This window comes from Kitasatospora sp. NPDC058063 (genome assembly GCF_042885395.1).
Taxonomy (GTDB): Bacteria; Actinomycetota; Actinomycetes; order Streptomycetales; family Streptomycetaceae; genus Kitasatospora; species Kitasatospora lactacystinica.
Map to the genome: position 1 here is coordinate 513,303 of NZ_JBHVSD010000002.1, position 17,971 is coordinate 531,273.

Annotated in this window: 14 protein-coding genes; 7 read left to right on the forward strand and 7 right to left on the reverse strand. The window is 74.7% G+C overall.

The features are described 5' to 3' along the window. Positions 1-6 precede the first annotated feature (6 nt). The 5 genes from ACFVUY_RS05980 to ACFVUY_RS06000 all read left to right on the forward strand — a co-directional run bounded on the left by ACFVUY_RS05980 (position 7) and on the right by ACFVUY_RS06000 (position 5,785). Positions 7-297, forward strand: coding sequence for a hypothetical protein (locus tag ACFVUY_RS05980; protein ID WP_359913790.1), 291 nt, complete (start codon positions 7-9; stop codon positions 295-297). Between the two features lie 38 nt (positions 298-335). Continuing rightward, positions 336-710 (forward strand): TadE/TadG family type IV pilus assembly protein, encoded by a 375-nt coding sequence (locus ACFVUY_RS05985; protein WP_387685144.1) that lies wholly within the window; start codon positions 336-338, stop codon positions 708-710. Between the two features lie 119 nt (positions 711-829). After that, entirely contained in the window at positions 830-1,207 is a 378-nt protein-coding gene (locus ACFVUY_RS05990; protein ID WP_387727663.1) for a pilus assembly protein, read from the forward strand. A gap of 160 nt (positions 1,208-1,367) precedes the next feature. Next, on the forward strand, positions 1,368-1,817 hold the full coding sequence (locus ACFVUY_RS05995; RefSeq protein WP_387685149.1) for a hypothetical protein: 450 nt from the start codon (positions 1,368-1,370) through the stop codon (positions 1,815-1,817). Beyond that, the gene (locus tag ACFVUY_RS06000) at positions 1,817-5,785 is read left to right on the forward strand and encodes a LysM peptidoglycan-binding domain-containing protein (protein WP_387727665.1); all 3,969 of its coding nucleotides are present in this window, start codon (positions 1,817-1,819) and stop codon (positions 5,783-5,785) included. The genes ACFVUY_RS05995 and ACFVUY_RS06000 overlap by 1 nt, the downstream gene beginning before the upstream one ends. A 201-nt stretch (positions 5,786-5,986) precedes the next feature. Here the strand turns inward: ACFVUY_RS06000 and ACFVUY_RS06005 are convergent, their stop codons facing one another. Next, complete coding sequence (locus ACFVUY_RS06005) at positions 5,987-6,580, reverse strand: hypothetical protein (protein ID WP_387685152.1); 594 nt, start codon at positions 6,578-6,580, stop codon at positions 5,987-5,989. Positions 6,581-6,986: 406 nt separating this feature from the next. Here ACFVUY_RS06005 and ACFVUY_RS06010 point away from each other — a divergent pair, with 406 nt between their 5' ends. Next, a complete protein-coding gene (locus ACFVUY_RS06010) occupies positions 6,987-9,290 on the forward strand; it encodes a hypothetical protein (protein ID WP_387727667.1) in 2,304 nt (767 codons plus the stop codon). Between the two features lie 192 nt (positions 9,291-9,482). Here ACFVUY_RS06010 and ACFVUY_RS06015 read toward each other — a convergent pair whose 3' ends face one another. From ACFVUY_RS06015 to ACFVUY_RS06030, 4 genes are all read right to left on the reverse strand, one after another. Further along, positions 9,483-10,853 carry a S8 family serine peptidase gene (locus ACFVUY_RS06015; protein WP_387685157.1) on the reverse strand — a complete coding sequence of 457 codons (1,371 nt, stop codon included), beginning with the start codon at positions 10,851-10,853 and terminating at the stop codon, positions 9,483-9,485. Between the two features lie 209 nt (positions 10,854-11,062). Further along, complete coding sequence (fabG, locus tag ACFVUY_RS06020; RefSeq protein ID WP_387685159.1) at positions 11,063-11,821, reverse strand: 3-oxoacyl-ACP reductase FabG; 759 nt, start codon at positions 11,819-11,821, stop codon at positions 11,063-11,065. 84 nt (positions 11,822-11,905) lie between these two features. Continuing rightward, positions 11,906-13,105 carry a thiolase family protein gene (locus ACFVUY_RS06025; RefSeq protein WP_387727669.1) on the reverse strand — a complete coding sequence of 400 codons (1,200 nt, stop codon included), beginning with the start codon at positions 13,103-13,105 and terminating at the stop codon, positions 11,906-11,908. A 50-nt stretch (positions 13,106-13,155) separates the two neighbouring features. Next, the gene (locus ACFVUY_RS06030) at positions 13,156-14,319 is read right to left on the reverse strand and encodes an acyl-CoA dehydrogenase family protein (protein WP_387727671.1); all 1,164 of its coding nucleotides are present in this window, start codon (positions 14,317-14,319) and stop codon (positions 13,156-13,158) included. Between the two features lie 173 nt (positions 14,320-14,492). Here ACFVUY_RS06030 and ACFVUY_RS06035 point away from each other — a divergent pair, with 173 nt between their 5' ends. Beyond that, entirely contained in the window at positions 14,493-15,212 is a 720-nt protein-coding gene (locus ACFVUY_RS06035; protein WP_387727673.1) for a TetR/AcrR family transcriptional regulator, read from the forward strand. A 180-nt stretch (positions 15,213-15,392) separates the two neighbouring features. On the opposite strand, the gene ACFVUY_RS06040 is transcribed toward ACFVUY_RS06035, so the two are convergent. Beyond that, positions 15,393-16,817, reverse strand: a complete 1,425-nt coding sequence (locus tag ACFVUY_RS06040) for a sugar porter family MFS transporter (protein ID WP_387685166.1) — start codon at positions 16,815-16,817, stop codon at positions 15,393-15,395. 143 nt (positions 16,818-16,960) lie between these two features. Further along, a complete protein-coding gene (egtD, locus tag ACFVUY_RS06045) occupies positions 16,961-17,932 on the reverse strand; it encodes an L-histidine N(alpha)-methyltransferase (RefSeq protein WP_387727675.1) in 972 nt (323 codons plus the stop codon). Positions 17,933-17,971 lie beyond the last annotated feature (39 nt).

Consider the following 17,971-nt stretch of genomic DNA (forward strand, 5'->3'; position numbering starts at 1 on the left):
AACCCGATGACCGCACGACTCGCCCACCTGGCAGACCGGGTGCTGCGACCCGCCCTGCTACCGGTCCAGTTCGCACTGATGCTGTTCACCCTGCGGCTCGGCCGGCTGCGGGCCGCCCGGGCGCGCGGCGACCGCGGTGCGATCAGCATCGAACTCGCCCTCGCCATCATCGCGTTGGTCTTCGTCGCCGGTGCCGTGGCGACGGCGCTTTACCTGCTGAAGGACAAGGTCGTCAAGAAGGTCGAGCAGGACCCGAACATGCCGGGCGGCGCGGGCGCGGGCGGCGCCACCCAGTGATGCGTCCTGCTCTCCGCCGCAGGGGCGACCGGGGGTCGATGAGCGTGAGTCTCGCCATCGTCTTCCCGGTCGTCCTGCTGCTCCTGCTGCTCGTCGTCCAGGCCGCGCTGCTCTGGTACGACCGGCAGGTCGCGCTCACCGCGGCCCGCGAGGGTGTGGACGCCGGACGGGTGCAGAGCAGCGCGACGGACGGCGAGAAGAACGAGGCGGCCCAGCGGCAGGCCCGCGACTTCCTCGACCGGCAGGGCGTGCGCGGGTACGTGGTGCGGACCGACGGCAGCACGGCCCAGACCGTCCGGGTCACCGTGGAGCTGACCCCGCCGCTGCTGATACCCGGGCTCCGGGCGCCCACCGTCACCCAGTTCGCCGAGGCGCCGCGCGAGCGCTTCGTGGCGCCGGTGGTGAAGCCGTGAGGAGTGAACTGCGGGCACCTGGCGGGTGGCGGCGGCCGTCGCGGCCGCCGCGGCGGCGGTTCTGGTCGCGGCCGCGCAGGCGGGACCGCGGCGGGATCGCGATCGAGGCGGCGATCGTCGTGCCGGGGGTCGTCGGACTGGTCCTGCTGGCCATCGCCGCCGGTCGGGTGCAGACCACGGCCGGCACCGTGGAGGCCGCCGCCCGGGCCGGGGCCCGGACCGCCTCCCTGCAGCGCAGCGTGGACGGGATGGACCAGCCGGCCAGGGAGTCCGCCCTCGCCACCCTGCGCCAGCAGGGCGTGTCCTGCCGCAACGGGGACGTGCGGGTCGGCAAGGGGGAGTTGAACCTGCCGGGCGGACCGGCCACGACCGTCACCGTCACGGTGATCTGCGACGTGGAACTGGCCGACCTGCTCGGCGGACCGTCCGGGGTACCCGTGACGAAGCACCTCGTCGGCGAGTTCACCTCGGTGGTGGACCGTTACCGGGGCACATGACGGCGCGCGGCGCCGCCTCCGGGAAGACGGGGGATTGGAGACGGCCCGTGCGGGGGAGACGCAAGCGGAGAGCGCCCGGGGGATGACACAGCGGTACCGAGTGGCGCCCGGTGGGGGCCGGTGGGGAGAGCAGCGTGCGAAGTGGGGGGAGGGGACGGGAGTGGTGAGCCGTCTGCGGCGACGGCTGTCGGCGCGCCGGTCCGACCGGGGCGCGGTGGCCCTCTTCGTGGCGATCTGCGCGGCCTACGTCGTGCTCGTCATCGCCCTGGTGATCGACGCCGGCGGCCGGCTGCGGGTCGCCGAGCGGACCGACGCCTACGCCCTGGAGGCCGCGCGGGTCGGCGGCCAGCAGCTCGACCGGGCGGCCGTCCTGCAGGGCAAGGGCTTCAAGGTCCAGGAGAATTACGTCCGGGACGCCGCCGACGCCTATCTGCGCCTGTACGGCCTGCACGCGGGCGACATCGAGTTCTCCGGTGACGGCAAAGTCGTCACCGTCACCGTGCAGGCCGACTACCACCCGGTCCTGCTGGGCGCCCTCGGGCAACGGAAGGTAACGGGCAAGGGCAGTGCGACCCTCGTCCACGGAGTCGAGAAAGCGGAGACCGACTGATGGCCGCGCCACGTGCCAAGGACCAGGCCCGTACCGCCCAGGCCCGCAACGGCCGGGCCGGGACGTCCCATCGCGCCGGCGGCGCCCGAAGGCCCGCCGACCCGGCGCCCCGACCACCCCGCGGGCGCGGCCGTGCCGTGATCACCGCGCTCGGCGCGCTGGTCACCCTGCTCGCCCTGCTGCTGGGCGTTCCCGCACTGCTGCTGTACGGCACCCAGGCGGTCGCCGGGATGGGAGAGGTCGCCTCGGGCGGGGTAGGCGAGGCGCTCACCAGCCCGGACGACGGAAGCCTGTTCCTGTGGGCGCTGGTGGTGGTCGGCTGGCTCGGCTGGGCCTGCTTCGCGCTCTCCGTCCTGCTGGAGATCCCCGCCCAGCTGCGCGGCCGGATCGCCCGCCGGATCCCGGCTTTCGGCTGGAGCCAGCGGATCGCGGCCGGACTGGTCGGCTCGGTGCTCGCCCTGCTGCCGGTGGCCGGCTCGGCCTTCGCGGCCGTCCCCGACGCCGCCCACGGCCCGGTCGTCCAGGCGCAGTTGACGCCGGGCGTGCAGCGCGCCGCACTGCCCGCCGCGCAGGCCGCACCGGCCCCGACCCCGGCCGCCGAACAGCAGAGCACCTACACGGTGCGCGACGCCCGGCCGGCCGACAGCCTGTGGTCCATCGCCGAGCGCCAACTGGGCTCGGGCGAGCGGTGGATGGAGATCGCCAAGCTCAACGAGGGCCGGGTGATGGGCGATTCGGGCGTCCGCTTCGACGCCGAACGGCCGATCCAGCCCGGCTGGGAACTGCTGATGCCGGCGGACGCCAAGCCGGACGAGGCGAGGACACCGGCTCCGGCCCCCGCGCCGGCTCCCGCCGACCAGGCCCCGGCGCAGGGTGCCCCGCAGAACGTTCCGCAGTCCGGGACGGAGGCCGGGGGGCCCGGTGGCGCCGGTGGCGCGGGCGGATCCGGCGGGCAGCGGACCGTCACTGTCCAGGCCGGGGACAGCCTGTCGGCCATCGCCCAGCGGGAGCTGGGGGACGGGGAACAGTGGCCGAAGCTGTTCGAGGCGAACAAGGGGGCGCAGGCCCCGGACGGGGCGCAGCTGACGGACCCGGACGTGGTCGTGCCGGGAATGGTGCTCACGGTGCCGGGGGCGGGCGGAGCCGCACCGGCGCCGGCGCCCGCACCGGCTCCTGCCGACCAGGCCCCAGCACCCGCTCCGGCACAGGGCGTTCCCTCGCAGGGCGCTCCGGCGCAGGGCACGCCGCAGTCGGCCCCCGCGCCCACGCACGCACCGGCCCACGCGCCGGCCCCCGCCGCGCACGCCGACCCGGCCCCCAGCGACGACTACACCGTCGCGCTCTCGGCCTCCACCGTCGGCGTCCTGCTCGCCGCCATCATGGTCGGCGCCGTCGCCCACAAGCGCGGCGGCCAGCAGCGCGCCCGCCGCCCCCGGCACCGCATCGCGATGCCCGACGCCGAGGCCGCCGCCTTCGAGAACGAGCTGATGGCCCGGCAGGACCAGGCCGGACTGGAACTGCTGGACCGCGCCCTGCGCACCATGGCCCGCAACACCGTGCGCGGCGGCAAGCGGCTGCCCGCCATCGTCGCCGCCCGGATCACCCAGGGCCAGACCATCGAGCTGCACCTGTCCGGCCCGGCCACCCCGATCGCGCCGTTCCGCGCCGCGCACGCCGCCAACGTATGGTGGTGCAGCGCCGACTCGGGCGACCTGCTCAGCCCCGGCCAGGCCCGGCGGACCGCCGCGCCGTACCCCGCGCTGGTCACCCTCGGCACCTCGCCGGACGGCTCGGTGGTCCTCGCCGACCTGGAGGCCGTCCGGCTGCTCCACCTGTCCGGCCACCCGGACGACGCCCGGGACGTGCTGCGCACCCTCGCCGTCGAACTGGCCCACAGTCCGCTGGCCGACCGGCTCCACCTGCACCTGGTGGACCTCGCCGAGGAGCTGCCGATCAGCGGACCGGCCGCCGAACGGGTGCACCGCCACCCCACCCTGGAGGCCGCGCTCGCCGCCCTCGGCCCGCGCACCGCCAAGGCCCGCGCCACCCTGGTCGCCGCCGAGGCCACCAGCCCGCGCGAGGCCCGCAGCCGGGGCCAGGCCGACGAGTCCTGGACGCCCGAGATCGTGCTCTGCGCCCACCAGCCCGGCGGGGACGTCCCGGCCGAGCTCGGACGCCTGCTCGACGCCCGCCCGCGCACCTGCGTCGCCGTCATCACCCGCGCCCCCGAGCGCGGCACCGGCCCGGTCGCCCGCTGGACCCTGCCGACCTCCGGGCAGGCCGCGATCCCGGGCCTGCACCTCACGGTCGAGCTCCAGCGGCTCAGCGGCCACCAGTACGACCAGGTCGCCGAGCTGCTCCGGGCCGCCGACGACACCACCCAGCACCCGGCCCCGGCCTGGACCCTGGACGGGCCGGAGGAGGACCCCGACACCGCCGAACTGCCGGCCGCCGTACCGGTGCTGGCCGCCGTCGGGGCCTCGGCCGGCGGGGCTTCGGCCGGTGGGTTGCCGGTCGGTGGGGCCTCGGTCGGTGGGGCTTCGGCCGGCGGGGCGGAGGAGGGTGCGGACGCGGCCGCCGGTCCGCGGCTGCTCGCCCGGGTCATCGGCACCGGGGCCAGCCCGTTCGCGGGCACCGATCCGGTGACGCCCGCTCCGGGGCCCGCCGCCCTGCCGCCCGCGGCTTCGGCCGCGGTCCCGGCTCCGGCCCCAGCGCCGGTTCCGGTCGGTCCGGCGCGGTTCGTCGTCAACGGGCAGGGGAGGCAGGCGGCCACCGACGAGACCACCCGGGACCTGCGGCGCCCGGGCCTGCCGGACGGCGAGGGGGCGGACGAGCCGGGGGACACTTCCTCGGAGTCCACGGCGACGGTCGTGCTCGCCGTCCAGCCGGTCGTCCCGAAGCCCGTCGTTCCGCAGTCCGTGGTGTCGCCTCCCGTGGTGGCGGAGCCGGGGACGGCGGAGCCGACCGCGCCGACGGGGGCCGAGGAGTCGGCGCCGTCCGCCGCGGTGCCCGCCGTCGGCGCCGGGACCGGTCCGGCCGGGACCGCCGAGACGGTCGGGACCGCGGACCCCGCCGGTACGGGGGAGTTCGAGCCCGCCGTCGAACCGGGCCCCGCCGCCGTCGCCCCGGTCGCCCGGACCACCCCCGGGCGCAGCGACAGCGACGACCTGCTCGCCATCCTCCGCTCCCCGGAGGCGCACGCCGCCCGCAACGCTCCCAGGATCCGGCTGCTCGGCCCGGTGGACGTCGCGGGGGTCCTCGGCACCGCCGTCCCCGGCGCGCTGCCCCGGCTCACCGAGCTGGCCGTCTACCTGGCGCTGCGTCCGGGGTCGGACCGCCACGCGCTCGACCACGATCTGCACCCCGGCGCGGCGCACCTCGACCCGCACCCCACCGCGGGCGACGCCAAGAGCCCGGTGGTGGCCAAACTCGGCGACCTGGCCGCCTGGTTCGGCACCTCGCCGGAGGGCCGCGCCTTCCTGCCCACCGAGAGCACCGAGGGGTACTCCTTCGCCCCGGCGGTCACCTGCGACTGGGACGAGTTCCGAGGCCTCTACCGGCGCGGCATGCGCAGCACCAGTGCCACCGCCGACGCGGCCCTCGCCCACGCCCTGGCCCTGGTCCGCGGGGCGCCGTTCGCCGAGGCCCCGCCGGCCTCGTACGGCTGGGCCGAGGCCGAGCGGCAGGACATGATCGCGGCGATCGTCGACACGGCCCACGAACTGGCCGCCCGGCGTCTGCAGTACGGCGACCACCGCAGCGCCGAGGCCGCCGTGTTCCGCGGCCTCGCCGTCGCCCCGGACGTCGAACTGCTGCACCGGGACCTCTTCTACGCCTACGCCTCGGCCGGCGCCCGCGACCAACTCCTGCGCGCCGTCAACCGGTTGGACGCGCTCAGCCGCCGGACCGGCCGGGACCTGGACGCCGACACCGTCGCCCTGCTGCGGGACCTGCTCGCGGGTTCCTGAGGTGGATCGCCGACTGCCCGGCCACTCCCACGGGGGTGGCCGGGCAGTCGTGTTGACGGGCCGACGACGGATGTGGCGGCCGTGTGGACATTCGGTACGGGTGCGGTCGGCGGATCAATCGGCGGATCAATCGGCGGGCCGATCGGTGGAGCGGCGGCCCGGCGGCCCGGCGGCCCGGCGGATCGGCGGGCCGGTGGCCGGTCAGACCGCCCGCAGCCAGGCGTCCAGGGCGGTGAAGTCCGCCTCGGTGAGCCCGCGTCGGGGATCCACCCGGTGGAGCAGGGCGCGGGCGGGGGAGTGGGCGGCGACCCAGCGGCGGTCGGGTTCGGTGATCTCGTCGTCCACCCAGGCGAACGGCCGCCCGTCCGCCCATGCGACCAGCGCACGGGTCTTCCAGTGCAGGCCGTCCGGCCCGTCCGGCCAGTTCGTGATGTCCGGCCGGTCCGTCGTCGCAGGGGCGTCCAAGGCGTCCGGGGCGCCCGGGGCGTCCATGCCACCCGTGTCGTCCACCGGCCAGTCCACGACGGGGAGTCGGGGCAGGCCGAGCCAGGGCGCGAGGCACTCGTTGGCGTCCTCCAGCCAGGTGGTGGCCCACACCGGCTCGCCCGGCAGACTCAGCAGCCGCGGCCCCAACTCCGGGTTCACGCGGGCGATCAGCGGATTCCCGCCCATCGCCGTGCCGGGCGGGGCGTACGGGCTGCGGTAGGTGGGGTAGCCGCCGGGGGGAGGGTCGCCGAAGGGGATCAGCGGGCCGTCCACGTCGAGGAAGAGCAAGGGGCGATCGGCATCGACCATGACGGCACCTTAGCGGGGCGGCGCGGGTGGTGCGGTGCGCCGATCGGCCACCCGGCCTGGAACGGGTGAGCCGGGATCTCGTAGGGTGGCGCGCACGGAGTGTGGTGGCAGGCACCACACAGGCGAGGGCATCAGCGCCGCGGGAGCGGCGGGGCGGGGCGGTGACCAGGAGATGGCGGAGACGACAGCGGTTTCCGGAGGTCCCGACCCGGCCGGCGGCTCGGGGCCCTGGGGCGCCGTACCGCCGCCCCCGCGCCTCCCGGCCGAGGAGCATCCGCCCGGCCCCGCAGCGCTGTACGAGCCGCCGCCGCCCCCGGTCGCCCCTGCCCCCGTTCCGGCCGCCGCTTCCGTACCGGGTGTTCCTCCGGGGGCCGTACCTGCTTCCGGGGCGGGCGCACAGGGGGGCGTGCAGCCGGTCGGACAGGCGCCGATGCCGCCGCCCGCGCCCCCGGCCGCACCGCCCGTTCCGCCCACCGGGTGGACCCTCACCGGCCTGCCCACCGCCGGGTTCGCCTCCTCGGCGACCCCGCCGCCGTTCCCGGTCCAGAGCGCGACGCCGGCCACCGTCGGCGATGCGGGCGGGCTCGGCGCCGGCGGCATCGGTGCGGGTGGCCTCGGTGCCGCCCCGCGCGGGCGGATCCTGGTGATCGAGGGCGGGTACGGCAACTCCGGTCGCCGCACCTGGGGCCGTGGCGGACCGGCCCAGGCCCCGGTGCTCTCGGCGATGCTCGCCGCCGTCTCGCCGCAGGTGCTGCTCGCGGCGGACGCGGTGGACGCCGTCCACCTCCCCGGCGCCGGTGACCCGCACACCGTCCTCGCCCACCTGCGCGCCGCCTCCCGTCACCCGGGACCGCTGCTGGTCCACCTGGGCGGCCACATCGTCGCCGACAAGCGCGGCGGGCAGCTCCAGCTGACCCTGCGCGACGCCAAGCAGGACGGCCTCCCCTGGCAGTCCGTCGCCGCCGAGCTGAGCCACCGTCCGGCGGAGTGGCAGACCCTCGTCATCGCCGACCTGAGTGCCGACCAGAACGCCTGGCCGTACCTCCAGGGCACCGTCTCCCCGCTCAGCGAGGGCATCCCGCTGTGGGCGGTGGTCAGCCCGGACCCGGAGCAGATCGGCACCTTCACCCGCGCGCTGATCGAGGCGCTGCACGGCGGACGGCCCGGTGCGGGCGAGGTGCTCGCGCCCGAGCAACTGCGGCAGCAGGTGTACTCGGTGCTGCGGCCGGACGTGATCGTCCTGGCCACCCACGCCCCCGACCGGCCGTTCTTCCGCAACACCGCCCGTCGCGGCGAGGGCCTGCCGGCCGACGTGCCGCCGGTGCCGGCCGCCGGAGTGGCGCTCTCCGACCTGCCGCCGCCCCCGGCACCGCCGCTGCCGCGTCCGACGGAACCGCGGGACGCCGTCCCGGGGTGGCCGTCGCCGGTACCGGCCGCGATGCCCGAGCCGTCGACCGCGGCCGTCGGCTCCCCGGCGACCGCGGGTGGTCCGGTCAGCCTGGTCAAGCCGGGCGTCCCGCCCACTCCGCCGCGGCCGGCCCGCCCGGTGAGCCTGCTGAAGGAGGGCGGAACGGCCGAGGCGCCGGGCGTGACCCTGCGCAAGCCCGCCCCGGCCGACGCCGTGCCCGAGGACGGCACGCCCCCGGCGGGCGTCACGCTCCTCAAGCCCCGGCCGGAGCCCGCGGACGTCGCGGTCGCCGAGCCCGAACTCCCGCAGGAGGAAGCCGTGGTGGCCTTCGAGGCCGCGGCGGAGGCGGTCGAGGGGACGGCTGCGGGGGCGACGGCGGAGACAACAGGGGAGACGGCCGGAGTGGCGGGCGGGGATCCGACCGGCGAGGCCGTCGCGGAGGAGTCCGAGGCTGCGGAGGGGCCCGGGGCCGAAGAGGCCCCCGCGGTCACGGAGCAGCCCGGGGACGCCGTCCCGGAGGCGCCCGCGGGGGCGGAGGAGGCGCCCGCCGAGGAGACTCCCGCCGACGCCGTTCCGGCCGACGAGGCGCCGACGGAGGAGGAGCCTGCTGACGCCGTTCCGGCCGACGAGCAGCCCGCTGACGAGGCACCGGTCGACGCCGTGCCGCAGGGCGATGGACCGGGCGTCGAGGGACCGGCAGACGAGGGACCAGGTGTCGAGGGACCGGCCGGCGAAGCTCCCGCCGACGCGCCGCCCGTCCAGGCCGACGCCCCGGCCGACAGCCCGACCGACAGCCCGGCCGACAGCCCGGCCGGTACCGCTGCCGAAGCGTCGGCCGACGAGGCCGCTGCGGCCAGGCCGCCCCGGGCGGACTACCGCGAGGTCATCGGACGGATCGTCCGCAGTGCCGACACCGGGGACCACGCCGCCGCCACCGACCTGGCCTTCGCCCTCGAACTGGAGGCGATCGCCGAGCACGGTGCCGTCTCCGAGCCGGTGCTGCAGGTCCGGCAGGTCCGGGCGCACGTCTGCCGGCTCGCGGGTCGGTCGGCCGAGGCCGCGGAGATCTACCGCGAGGTGGCCCTGACGCTGCTCCGTTCCCAGGGGCCGGACCATCCGGAGACCCAGCGGGCGGCCACCAACGCCGAGGCCTGCTGGCGTGCGATCACGGACCGCGCGGAGGCCATCCGGATCGCCCCGGAGATCATCGAACTGCGCGCCCACCTCCCGGGCCCCGACGGCCGCAAGCTCCGTGCCGCCGAGCGCTACCTCGCCCAACTGGCCGCTGCCGCCACCGGCTGACAGCCGGCGTCCGCCGGGACCGCCGTCCGCCGTCTGCTGTCCGCCGCCCGGAGGGGAACGGCGGACGGACGACAGCAGACGGAAAACAGCGAACAGCTGACAGATTTCGAAATCTGTCAGCTGTTCGCTGTCATCTGTTACCGGTCGCCTGTTACCGGTCACCTGTCACTCGCGACCCGGCGACCGGGCGGCTCACCGACCGGCGATCGCGTGCACGAACTTCGCGCCGTCGATGGTGCCCAGGCCGCTGGCGAGGTCGTAGCCCTCGGTGGCGTTGTAACCGGTGACGCCGTTCCAGCCGTTGTCGCCCTGCTTGACGTCCACGATGCCGCTCCACTTGCTCGGCAGCAGGTTCATGCCGTAGAGGCGCCAGTTGAGCTGGCCGAGGCGGTGGCCGGCGAGCTGGTCGGCGAGCGCGACGACGCCCGAGAACAGCGGGGTGGCCTCGCTGGTGCCGCCGGTGAGGTGCCAGCCGACCGAGGTCGGGTCGTAGGACTCGTAGGTCCAGGCGGCGCCGTCCACGGCCGCGCTCATGCTGATGTCCGGGGTGCCGCGGTGGTTGCCGGTGACGCCGGCGACGCCGGCCTGGTACCACGGGCGCTCGAAGATGCCCGAGACGCCACCGCCGCCGGCGCCGGACTTGTCGTGCCACACCTTGTCGGGCGCGGTGCGGTTGCCGGAGTCGTCCAGGGTGAGCTGGGTGCCGCCGATGGAGGTGACCAGCGGGTCCGAGGACGGCCAGGAGTTGACCTTGTACGGGTACAGGTCGCTGCCGTTCTCCTGGGCGTCGGTGGCGCCGTTGTCGCCGGAGGCGGCGAGCACGGTCACGTTGTGGTCGGCGGCGGCCTGGAAGGCGTACCGCAGATCGGTGAGCGACTTGAAGTCGCCCTTGTCGTAGCCCGGGAAGGTGTTCTCGGTGGCGCCGAAGCTCTGCGAGATGACGTCGGCGCGGCCGGCCTTGATGAGGGCCTTCTCGGCGTCCATCATCTCGGGCAGGCCGGTGGTGCCCTCGGTCTCGGCGACGCCGGTCTCGACCAGGATGATGTGGGCGTCGGGGGCGATCGCGTGGGCGTACTCGACGTCCAGGGTGGTCTCGCCGGCCCACCCGGTGTGGTCGGGGTTCTTCGGGTCCCAGGTGGGGACGTTGCCCCACTTGACCACCTCGACGTTGGTGTCCGGGATGCCCCACTGCTTGTCGAAGACCTCCAGGTCGTGCTGGATGGTCGGCGAGCCGAAGGAGTCGACGATGACGATCGTGCGGCCCTTGCCGGTGATGCCCTCCTGGTACAGCGGGTTCAGGTTGTAGGCGGCCCGGTACTGGAGCGGCGAGTAGCAGTGGATGCCGACCTGGCTGACGCACTGGGTGGTGCTCAGCGGGGCGGGGCGGCCCTGGGCGCTGTGCTGCCCGAAGGAGGCGGGGCGGACGTGGACGCCCGTGAGGTCGTGGGCGGGGGAGGCGATCGCGGTACCGGCGGCCGGTACGGCGACGGTGCCGGCCGTGAGGGCGGTGGCCCCCACGGCGAGAAGGGCCAGGGCGCGGCGGAGGGTGGCGGGGCTGCCCATGGGGCTCCTTGGGGCGCAGGGCCTGACCTGGTTCGGTCGGGTCGGTCCGGCCATCCCATCGAGAGCCGCATGATCATGCCATAGTCAATTGGTGGGGTCGTATGATCAAGGGCATGGTCATGCTCGGCCACGCGAAAAGGTAAAGGCCGCCCCAGGGGAAAGTAACTCCCCACCTGGGACGACCTGGTGACGATGCGTCAGGACATCGGCTAGCGCGCCCCGCCGTTGACGTACAGCGTCTGCCCGCTGACGTAGGAGGCCTCCTCGCTGGCCAGGAAGGCGACGACCGAGGCGATCTCCTCCGGCTGTCCGACCCGGCGCAGCGGCGTCCGGGCGGCGACCTCGCCCTGGTGGTCCTCGGCGCTGCTGCCGACCCGTTCGGCGGTGGCCGCGGTCATCGCGGTGGCGATGTACCCGGGCGCGACGGCGTTGACGTTGATGTTGAACGGGCCCAGCTCGATCGCCAGGGTCGCGGTGAGGCCCTGGATGCCGGCCTTGGCGGCCGCGTAGTTGGCCTGGCCCCGGTTGCCGAGGGCGGAGCGCGAGCTGAGCGAGACGATCTTCCCGTACTTCTGCGCCACCATGTACTTCTGGGCCACGTGGCTGCAGTTGTACGCGCTGGTCAGGTTGACCGTCAGCACCGCGTCCCAGTCGGCCTTGGGCATCCGGAAGAACAGGTTGTCCCGGGTGATCCCGGCGTTGTTGACCAGGATGTGCAGTCCGCCGAGGTCCGCCGCGACCTGGGCGAACACCGCCTCCACGGCGTCGTAGTCGGCCACGTCGCAGCCGTACGCCCGTGCGGTGCCGCCCTTGGCGGTGATCTCGGCGACCGTCCCGGCCGCCCGCTCGGCGGTGAGGTCGACGACGGCGACCGCCGCGCCCTCCTCCGCCAGCCGGCGGGCGGTGGCCGCCCCGATGCCCTGCGCCGCGCCGGTCACCACGGCGACCTTGCCCGCGAACCGCGTCATGTGAACTCCTCGGTGGTTAGGATCGACGGTCGACAAGTTGACGGTCGACAAGTTGACGGTCGACAAGCGGTGGACCACGGATGGTCAGACGTTTTCGACCAGCACGGCCGTTCCCTGCCCCACGCCCACGCACATGGTGGCCAGGCCGCGCCGGGCACCGGTGCGGCGCATCCGGTGCAGCAGGGTGGTGAGGATGCGGGCGCCGGAGCCGCCCAGGGGGTGGCCGAGCGCGATCGCCCCGCCGCTGGGGTTGACCACCTCCTCGGCCTGCTCCGGGCCGAAACCGATGCCGTCGGCGGAGGCCAGCGCCTGGGCGGCGAAGGCCTCGTTCAGTTCGGCGGTGTCCAGATCGGCGAGCGACCAGCCGGCCCGCGCGAGCACCTTCGCCGTGGCCGGCACCGGACCGATGCCCATGATGTCCGGGTGCACCCCGGCCGAGGCGCCGGCCACGTACCGGCCGAGCGGCTGGAGCCCGAGGTCGCGCAGCGCCTCCTCGCCGACCAGGACGAGCCCGGCCGCGCCGTCGTTCATCGGCGAGGCGTTCCCGGCGGTGACCGTGCCCCCGGCGCGGAACACCGGTTTGAGGCCGGCGAGCTTCGCCAGGCTGGTGTCCTCGCGGATGCCCTCGTCCCGGCTCACCGTCACCCCGTCCGGCCGCTCGACCGGGACCAGTTCGGCGTCGAAGTGCCCGTCCTTGCGGGCGGCGCCGGCCCGCTGGTGGCTGCGCAGCGCGAAGGCGTCCTGGCGCTCCCGGCCGATGCCGTACCGGGCGGCCACCTCCTCGGCGGTCTCGCCCATGCTGAGCACGCCGTGCAGTTCGGCCATCCGCGGGTTGGTGAGCCGCCAGCCGAGCCGGGTGTCGAAGGTCTCCATCCGGTGCGGCAGCGCCTCGTCCGGGCGGGGCAGGACGAAGGGCGCACGGGTCATCGACTCGCAGCCTCCGGCCAGCACCACGTCCGCCTCGCCGGAGCCAATGGCCCGGGCGGCGAGGGTGACGGCCTCCAGGCCGGAGGCGCAGAGCCGGTTGACGGTGGCTCCGGGGACGGTCTCCGGCAGGCCGGCCAGCAGGACGGCCATCCGGGCGGCGTTGCGGTTGTCCTCGCCGGCCTGGTTGGCGGCGCCCCAGTAGACGTCGTCGATCCGGGCAGGGTCGAGCGCGGGGACGTCGGCGAGCAGGGCGCGCAGCACGGTGGCCGAGAGGTCGTCCGGGCGGACCGTGGCGAGCGCGCCGCGCAGCCGGCCGATGGGTGTGCGGCGGGCGGCGGCGAAGTAGACGGGACGCACGTCGTCGGGCTCCTTGTCGGGTGGCGGGGCGGTGGTGTCCGTGGGCGGGTTCAGAAGGCGTTGACGCCGGTCAGGGCGCGTCCGATGAGCAACTGGTGGATCTGGCTGGTGCCCTCGTAGAGCGTCATCACCCGCGCGTCGCGCAGGTACTTGCCGACCGGGTACTCGTCGATGAAGCCGTAGCCGCCGAAGACCTGGAGCGCGTTGTTGGCGGCCCGCACGGCGGCCTCGCTGGCGTACAGCTTGGCGACGGAGGACTCGGTGGCGAACGGCAGGCCGCGCTCGATGTGGTCGGCGACCTTCCAGGTGAGCAGCCGGGCCGCCTCGACGTCCACGGCGATTCCGGCCAGCAGTTCCTGGACGAGCTGGTGCGCGGCGATCGGCTTGCCGAACTGCTCGCGCTCGCCCGCGTAGCGGACGGCGGCCTCCAGGCAGGCCCGGGCGATGCCGACGCAGCCGGCCGCCACCGACATCCGGCCCTTGGCCAGCGCGGCCATCGCCACCGTGAAGCCCTTGCCGACCTCGCCGAGCCGGGCGGTGTCCGGCACCCGGACGTCCTCGAAGGAGAGCCCGGCGGTGGCCTGGCCGCGCAGGCCGAGCTTGCCGTGGATCTCGGTGCGGGTGAAGCCGGGCACGTCGGTGGGGACCAGGAAGGCGGTGATGCCCCGGTGGCCGCGCTCCTGCGGTCCGTCGCCGCCGGTGCGGGCGAAGACCAGCGCGACGTCGGCCCAGGTGCCGTTGGTGATGAAGGTCTTGGCGCCGCTGATCAGCCAGTGGTCGCCGTCCCGGACGGCCCGGGTGGTGAGGTTGGCGGCGTCCGATCCGGTGCCCGGCTCGGTGAGCGCGAAGCAGGCGAGGGACTCGCCGGAGGTGAGCCGGGGCAGCCAGTGCCGCTTCTGCTCCTCGGTGCCGAAGGCGTTGACGGACTTGCCGACCAGGCCGAGTGAGACCGAGACGATCCCGCGCACGGCCGAGTCGCCGCGCCCGAGCTCCTCCAGCACGAGGCAGTACGCGAGGTGGTCGCCGCCGCTGCCGCCGTACTCCTCCGGGATGGTCAGCCCGAGGAAGCCGACCTTCGCCAGCTTGCCGACGATCGCCCGGTCGACGGACTCGGCGCGGTCCCACTCGGCGGCGTACGGGACGATCTCGCGGTCGGTGAAGGAGGCGGCGAGGTCACGGACGGCGCTCTGCTCCTCGGACAGCTCCAGGTTCACGGCGGCTCCCGAATCCGGTGTCCTGGGCCCGGTACGGGGTCCGGGCCGATTAAACTAGCGCTGCAAGTTTTATGAGGGCGACTGTAGCCCCGCCCGGCCCGCGCTGGGAAGGGGCACCTGCCAGAATCGGTCCCCGACACACCCGACCGGAGGAACCGGAGGAACCCGCCGCGATGGCCCGTCCACGCACCCCGCTGCTCAGCCGCGAGCGCATCGTCGCCGCCGCACTGCGGCTGATCGACGACGAGGGGCTGGACGCCCTCTCCACCCGCCGACTCGCCACCGAGCTGTCCGTCAGCGGGCCCTCGCTCTACAACCACTTCGCCACCAAGGACGACCTGCTGGACGCGGTGGTGGACAGCGTCATCGGAGAGGTCGACCTGTCGATGTTCGGGGCCGCCGCCGGGGCCGCGGGGGATGCAGGGGTCGCAGGGGTCGCGGGGGCCGCAGGAACGGCGGGAGCCGCTGGGGGCACCGGGATCGCCTGGCCGCAGGCGCTGCGCGACTGGGCGCGCTCCTACCGCGCCGCGCTGGCCGCCCACCCCAACATCGTCCCGGTCCTGGCCCAGGGCCCCGGGCGCCGGCCGAACGCGCTGCGGCTGGCCGACGCGGTCTTCGGCCACCTGGTCGAGTCCGGGTGGCCCCGCGGACAGGCCACCAGGATCGGCGCGCTGATGCGCTACTTCGTCACGGGCTCGGCGCTCGCCTCCTTCGCGGCCGGCTTCCCGGCGGACGCCGAGGTCTACGACGCGGCCGACTACCCGCACCTCGGTGAGGCGCACCGACTGGCCGGGCACCGGGGGACGGTGGACGAGGGCGCCTTCGAGACCGGGCTGGAGGCGCTGCTCGACGGGCTCGCCCTGCGCTACGCCCGGCTCGCCGAGCGGCCCTGACCCGTCGGCGGGCCAGACCCGTCGAAAGGCCCCGCCGCGCGACGCCTCGCCGGACTTCCCCCTTCGCGGGGCCGGGCTCGCTTCGCCGTGCGGGCCCGGCCCCGCGGAAACGACGCGGCCCCCGCGCCTCCGCGCCGATCGCGCGGGGACGCGGGGGCCGGGAGGCCGAGGGGCGGCGGATCAGCCCATGTCCTCCAGCCGGACACCCTTGGTCTCCTTCATGAACTTCGCCACGAAGAGGACTGACAGCGCCGCGAAGGCGGCGTAGACCAGATAGGTCGCCGACAGGTTCCAGCGCGACATGGACGGGAACGAGACGGTGATCACCCAGTTCGCGATCCACTGCGCGGAGGCGGCGACGGAGAGGGCGGCGGCGCGGATCCGGTTCGGGAACATCTCGCCGAGCATCACCCAGACGACCACGCCCCAGGACATCGCGAAGAACAGCACGAAGGCGTTGGCGGCGACCAGCGCGACGGTGCCCTGGAGGTCGGGCAGGGTGAGGTTGTCCCCGCTGCCGGTGGCCGAGGAGAAGGCCCAGCCGGCGGTGCCCAGCGCGACCGCCATGCCGACCGAGCCGATCAGGGCGAGCGGCTTGCGGCCGATCCGGTCGACGAGCACGATCGCGATCACGGTGCCGAGGATGTTGATCACCGAGCCGACGAAGCTGATCAGCAGCGAGTTGCTCTGGTCGATGCCGACCGACTGCCACAGGATCGACGAGTAGTAGAAGATCACGTTGATGCCGACCAGCTGCTGGAAGACCGACAGGCCGATGCCGACCCAGACGACGGGGAGCAGACCGAACCGGCCGCCGAGCAGGTCGCGGAAGCGCGGGCGGTGGTCGGAGGCGATCAGCGACTGGATCTCGGCGATCCGGGCGTCGGTGTCCGTTCGCTCGCCCTCGACCTCGGCGAGCACCTTGCGGGCGTCGTCCAGGCGCTCGGCCTGGATCAGGTAGCGCGGGGACTCGGGGATGACCGAGGAGAGCACGAAGTAGACCGCGGCCGGGACGACGCAGATGCCGAGCATCCACTGCCAGGCCTCCAGTCCGAGCAGCTGGCCGCGGGTGTCGCCGCCGGCCGCCTGCGCCAGCACCCAGTTGACCAGCTGGGATATCGCGATGCCGAGCACGATGGCGGCCTGCTGGAAGGAGGCCAGCCGGCCCCGGTACTTGGTCGGCGCGACCTCGGCGATGTAGGTCGGGGCGATCACCGAGGCGATGCCGATCGCCGCGCCGCCGAGGACGCGCCAGAGGGCGAGGTCCCAGGCGGAGAACGGCAGCATCGAGCCGACCGCGCTGATCGCGAAGAGCAGCGCGCCCGCCTTCATGACCTTGATGCGGCCGTACCGGTCGGCGAACCGTCCGGCGAACGCGGCGCCGACCGCCGAGCCCAGCAGCGCGGAGGAGACGATCAGGCCGGTCACTCCGCTGCCGACGCCGAACTTCTCCTGGATCCCGGAGACGGCGCCGTTGATCACGGAGCTGTCGTAGCCGAAGAGGAAGCCGCCGAGGGCCGCTGCCGCGGTGATGAAGACGACGAAGCCGAGGCGGCCGGGCGCGGGGGCCTCGACCGCCCCGGAGGGCTTCTGGGTGACGCTCACGATCTGACTCCTGGTACTCAACGCTGAGCTCGGTAGCCGAGATCGTAACCCCTATTCGTTTAAGTCTTGTACACCTGGACCCTCAAGTTTCGCTCTGAGAATTCGTAAGGTGAACAAGCAAATTGGGCCGCCGGGCGCGTCGGTCAGGCCGGCGAGGCGAGGGAGAGTCCGAACCGGCCCCGGGGGTCGGTCCACCAGTGGCTCAGTCGCAGCCCGGCCGCCGACAGCTCCCGGGCCACCCGTTCCCGGCGGAACTTGGCCGAGACCTCGGTGCGCAGCTCCTCGCCCCGGGCGAAGTGCACCGGCAGGTCCAGGGTCGGGATCTTCACGGTCTGCGAGCGCAGCGAGCGCAGCCGCATCTCGATCCACTCCTGCTCGGCGTCCCAGAGCGCGACGTGCTCGAAGGCCTCCGGGTCGAAGTCGGCGCCCAGCTCGCGGTTGAGCACGTTCAGCACGTTCCGGTTGAACTCGGCGGTCACCCCGGCGGCGTCGTCGTAGGCGGCGACCAGCACCGCCGGGTCCTTGACCAGGTCGGTGCCGAGCAGCAGGAAGTCGCCCGGGTCGAGGGCGGCGCGCAGGCCGCGCAGGAACGCGGCGCGCTCCTGGGGCAGCAGGTTGCCGAGGGTGCCGCCGAGGAAGGCGACCAGGCGCGGGCCGCCCTCCGGCGGCAGCCCGAGCCGGGTGGTGAAGTCGGCGAGCACGCCGTGCACCGCGAGTCCGGGGTACTCGGCGGCGAGCGCGGCGCCGGCCGCGGTCAGGGCGCTCTCGCTGACGTCCACCGGGACGTACGTCTCCAGGGTGCCGAGCGCGCGCAGGGCGTCCAGCAGCAGCCGGGTCTTCTCGGAGGAGCCGGAGCCCAGTTCGACCAGGGTGCGGGCCCCGGTGGCGGCCGCGATCTCGCCGGCCCGGGCGGTCAGGATGGCCCGCTCCGCACGGGTCGGGTAGTACTCGGGCAGTCGGGTGATCTCCTCGAACAGCTCGCTGCCCCGCGCGTCGTAGAACCACTTCGGCGGCAGCCACTTGGGCTGCGAGGTCAGCCCGTGCCGCACGTCATGGCGCAGCGCGGTGCTGAAGTGGTCGGAGGGCAGCAGTCGGACGAGATCGAAGGTGTCCATGACAGGGTGGTTCCTCTGTTCAGAAGATGAAGGGAGAGT

Excerpts from the sequence above, each read along its gene's own strand:
- ACFVUY_RS05980 (WP_359913790.1), top strand. The coding sequence starts at position 7 with ATGACCGCACGACTCGCCCACCTGGCAGACCGGGTGCTGCGACCCGCC.
- ACFVUY_RS05985 (WP_387685144.1), top strand. The coding sequence starts at position 336 with ATGAGCGTGAGTCTCGCCATCGTCTTCCCGGTCGTCCTGCTGCTCCTG.
- ACFVUY_RS06000 (WP_387727665.1), top strand. The coding sequence starts at position 1,817 with ATGGCCGCGCCACGTGCCAAGGACCAGGCCCGTACCGCCCAGGCCCGC.
- ACFVUY_RS06005 (WP_387685152.1), bottom strand. The coding sequence starts at position 6,580 with ATGGTCGATGCCGATCGCCCCTTGCTCTTCCTCGACGTGGACGGCCCG.
- ACFVUY_RS06015 (WP_387685157.1), bottom strand. The coding sequence starts at position 10,853 with ATGGGCAGCCCCGCCACCCTCCGCCGCGCCCTGGCCCTTCTCGCCGTG.
- fabG (WP_387685159.1), bottom strand. The coding sequence starts at position 11,821 with ATGACGCGGTTCGCGGGCAAGGTCGCCGTGGTGACCGGCGCGGCGCAG.
- ACFVUY_RS06035 (WP_387727673.1), top strand. The coding sequence starts at position 14,493 with ATGGCCCGTCCACGCACCCCGCTGCTCAGCCGCGAGCGCATCGTCGCC.
- egtD (WP_387727675.1), bottom strand. The coding sequence starts at position 17,932 with ATGGACACCTTCGATCTCGTCCGACTGCTGCCCTCCGACCACTTCAGC.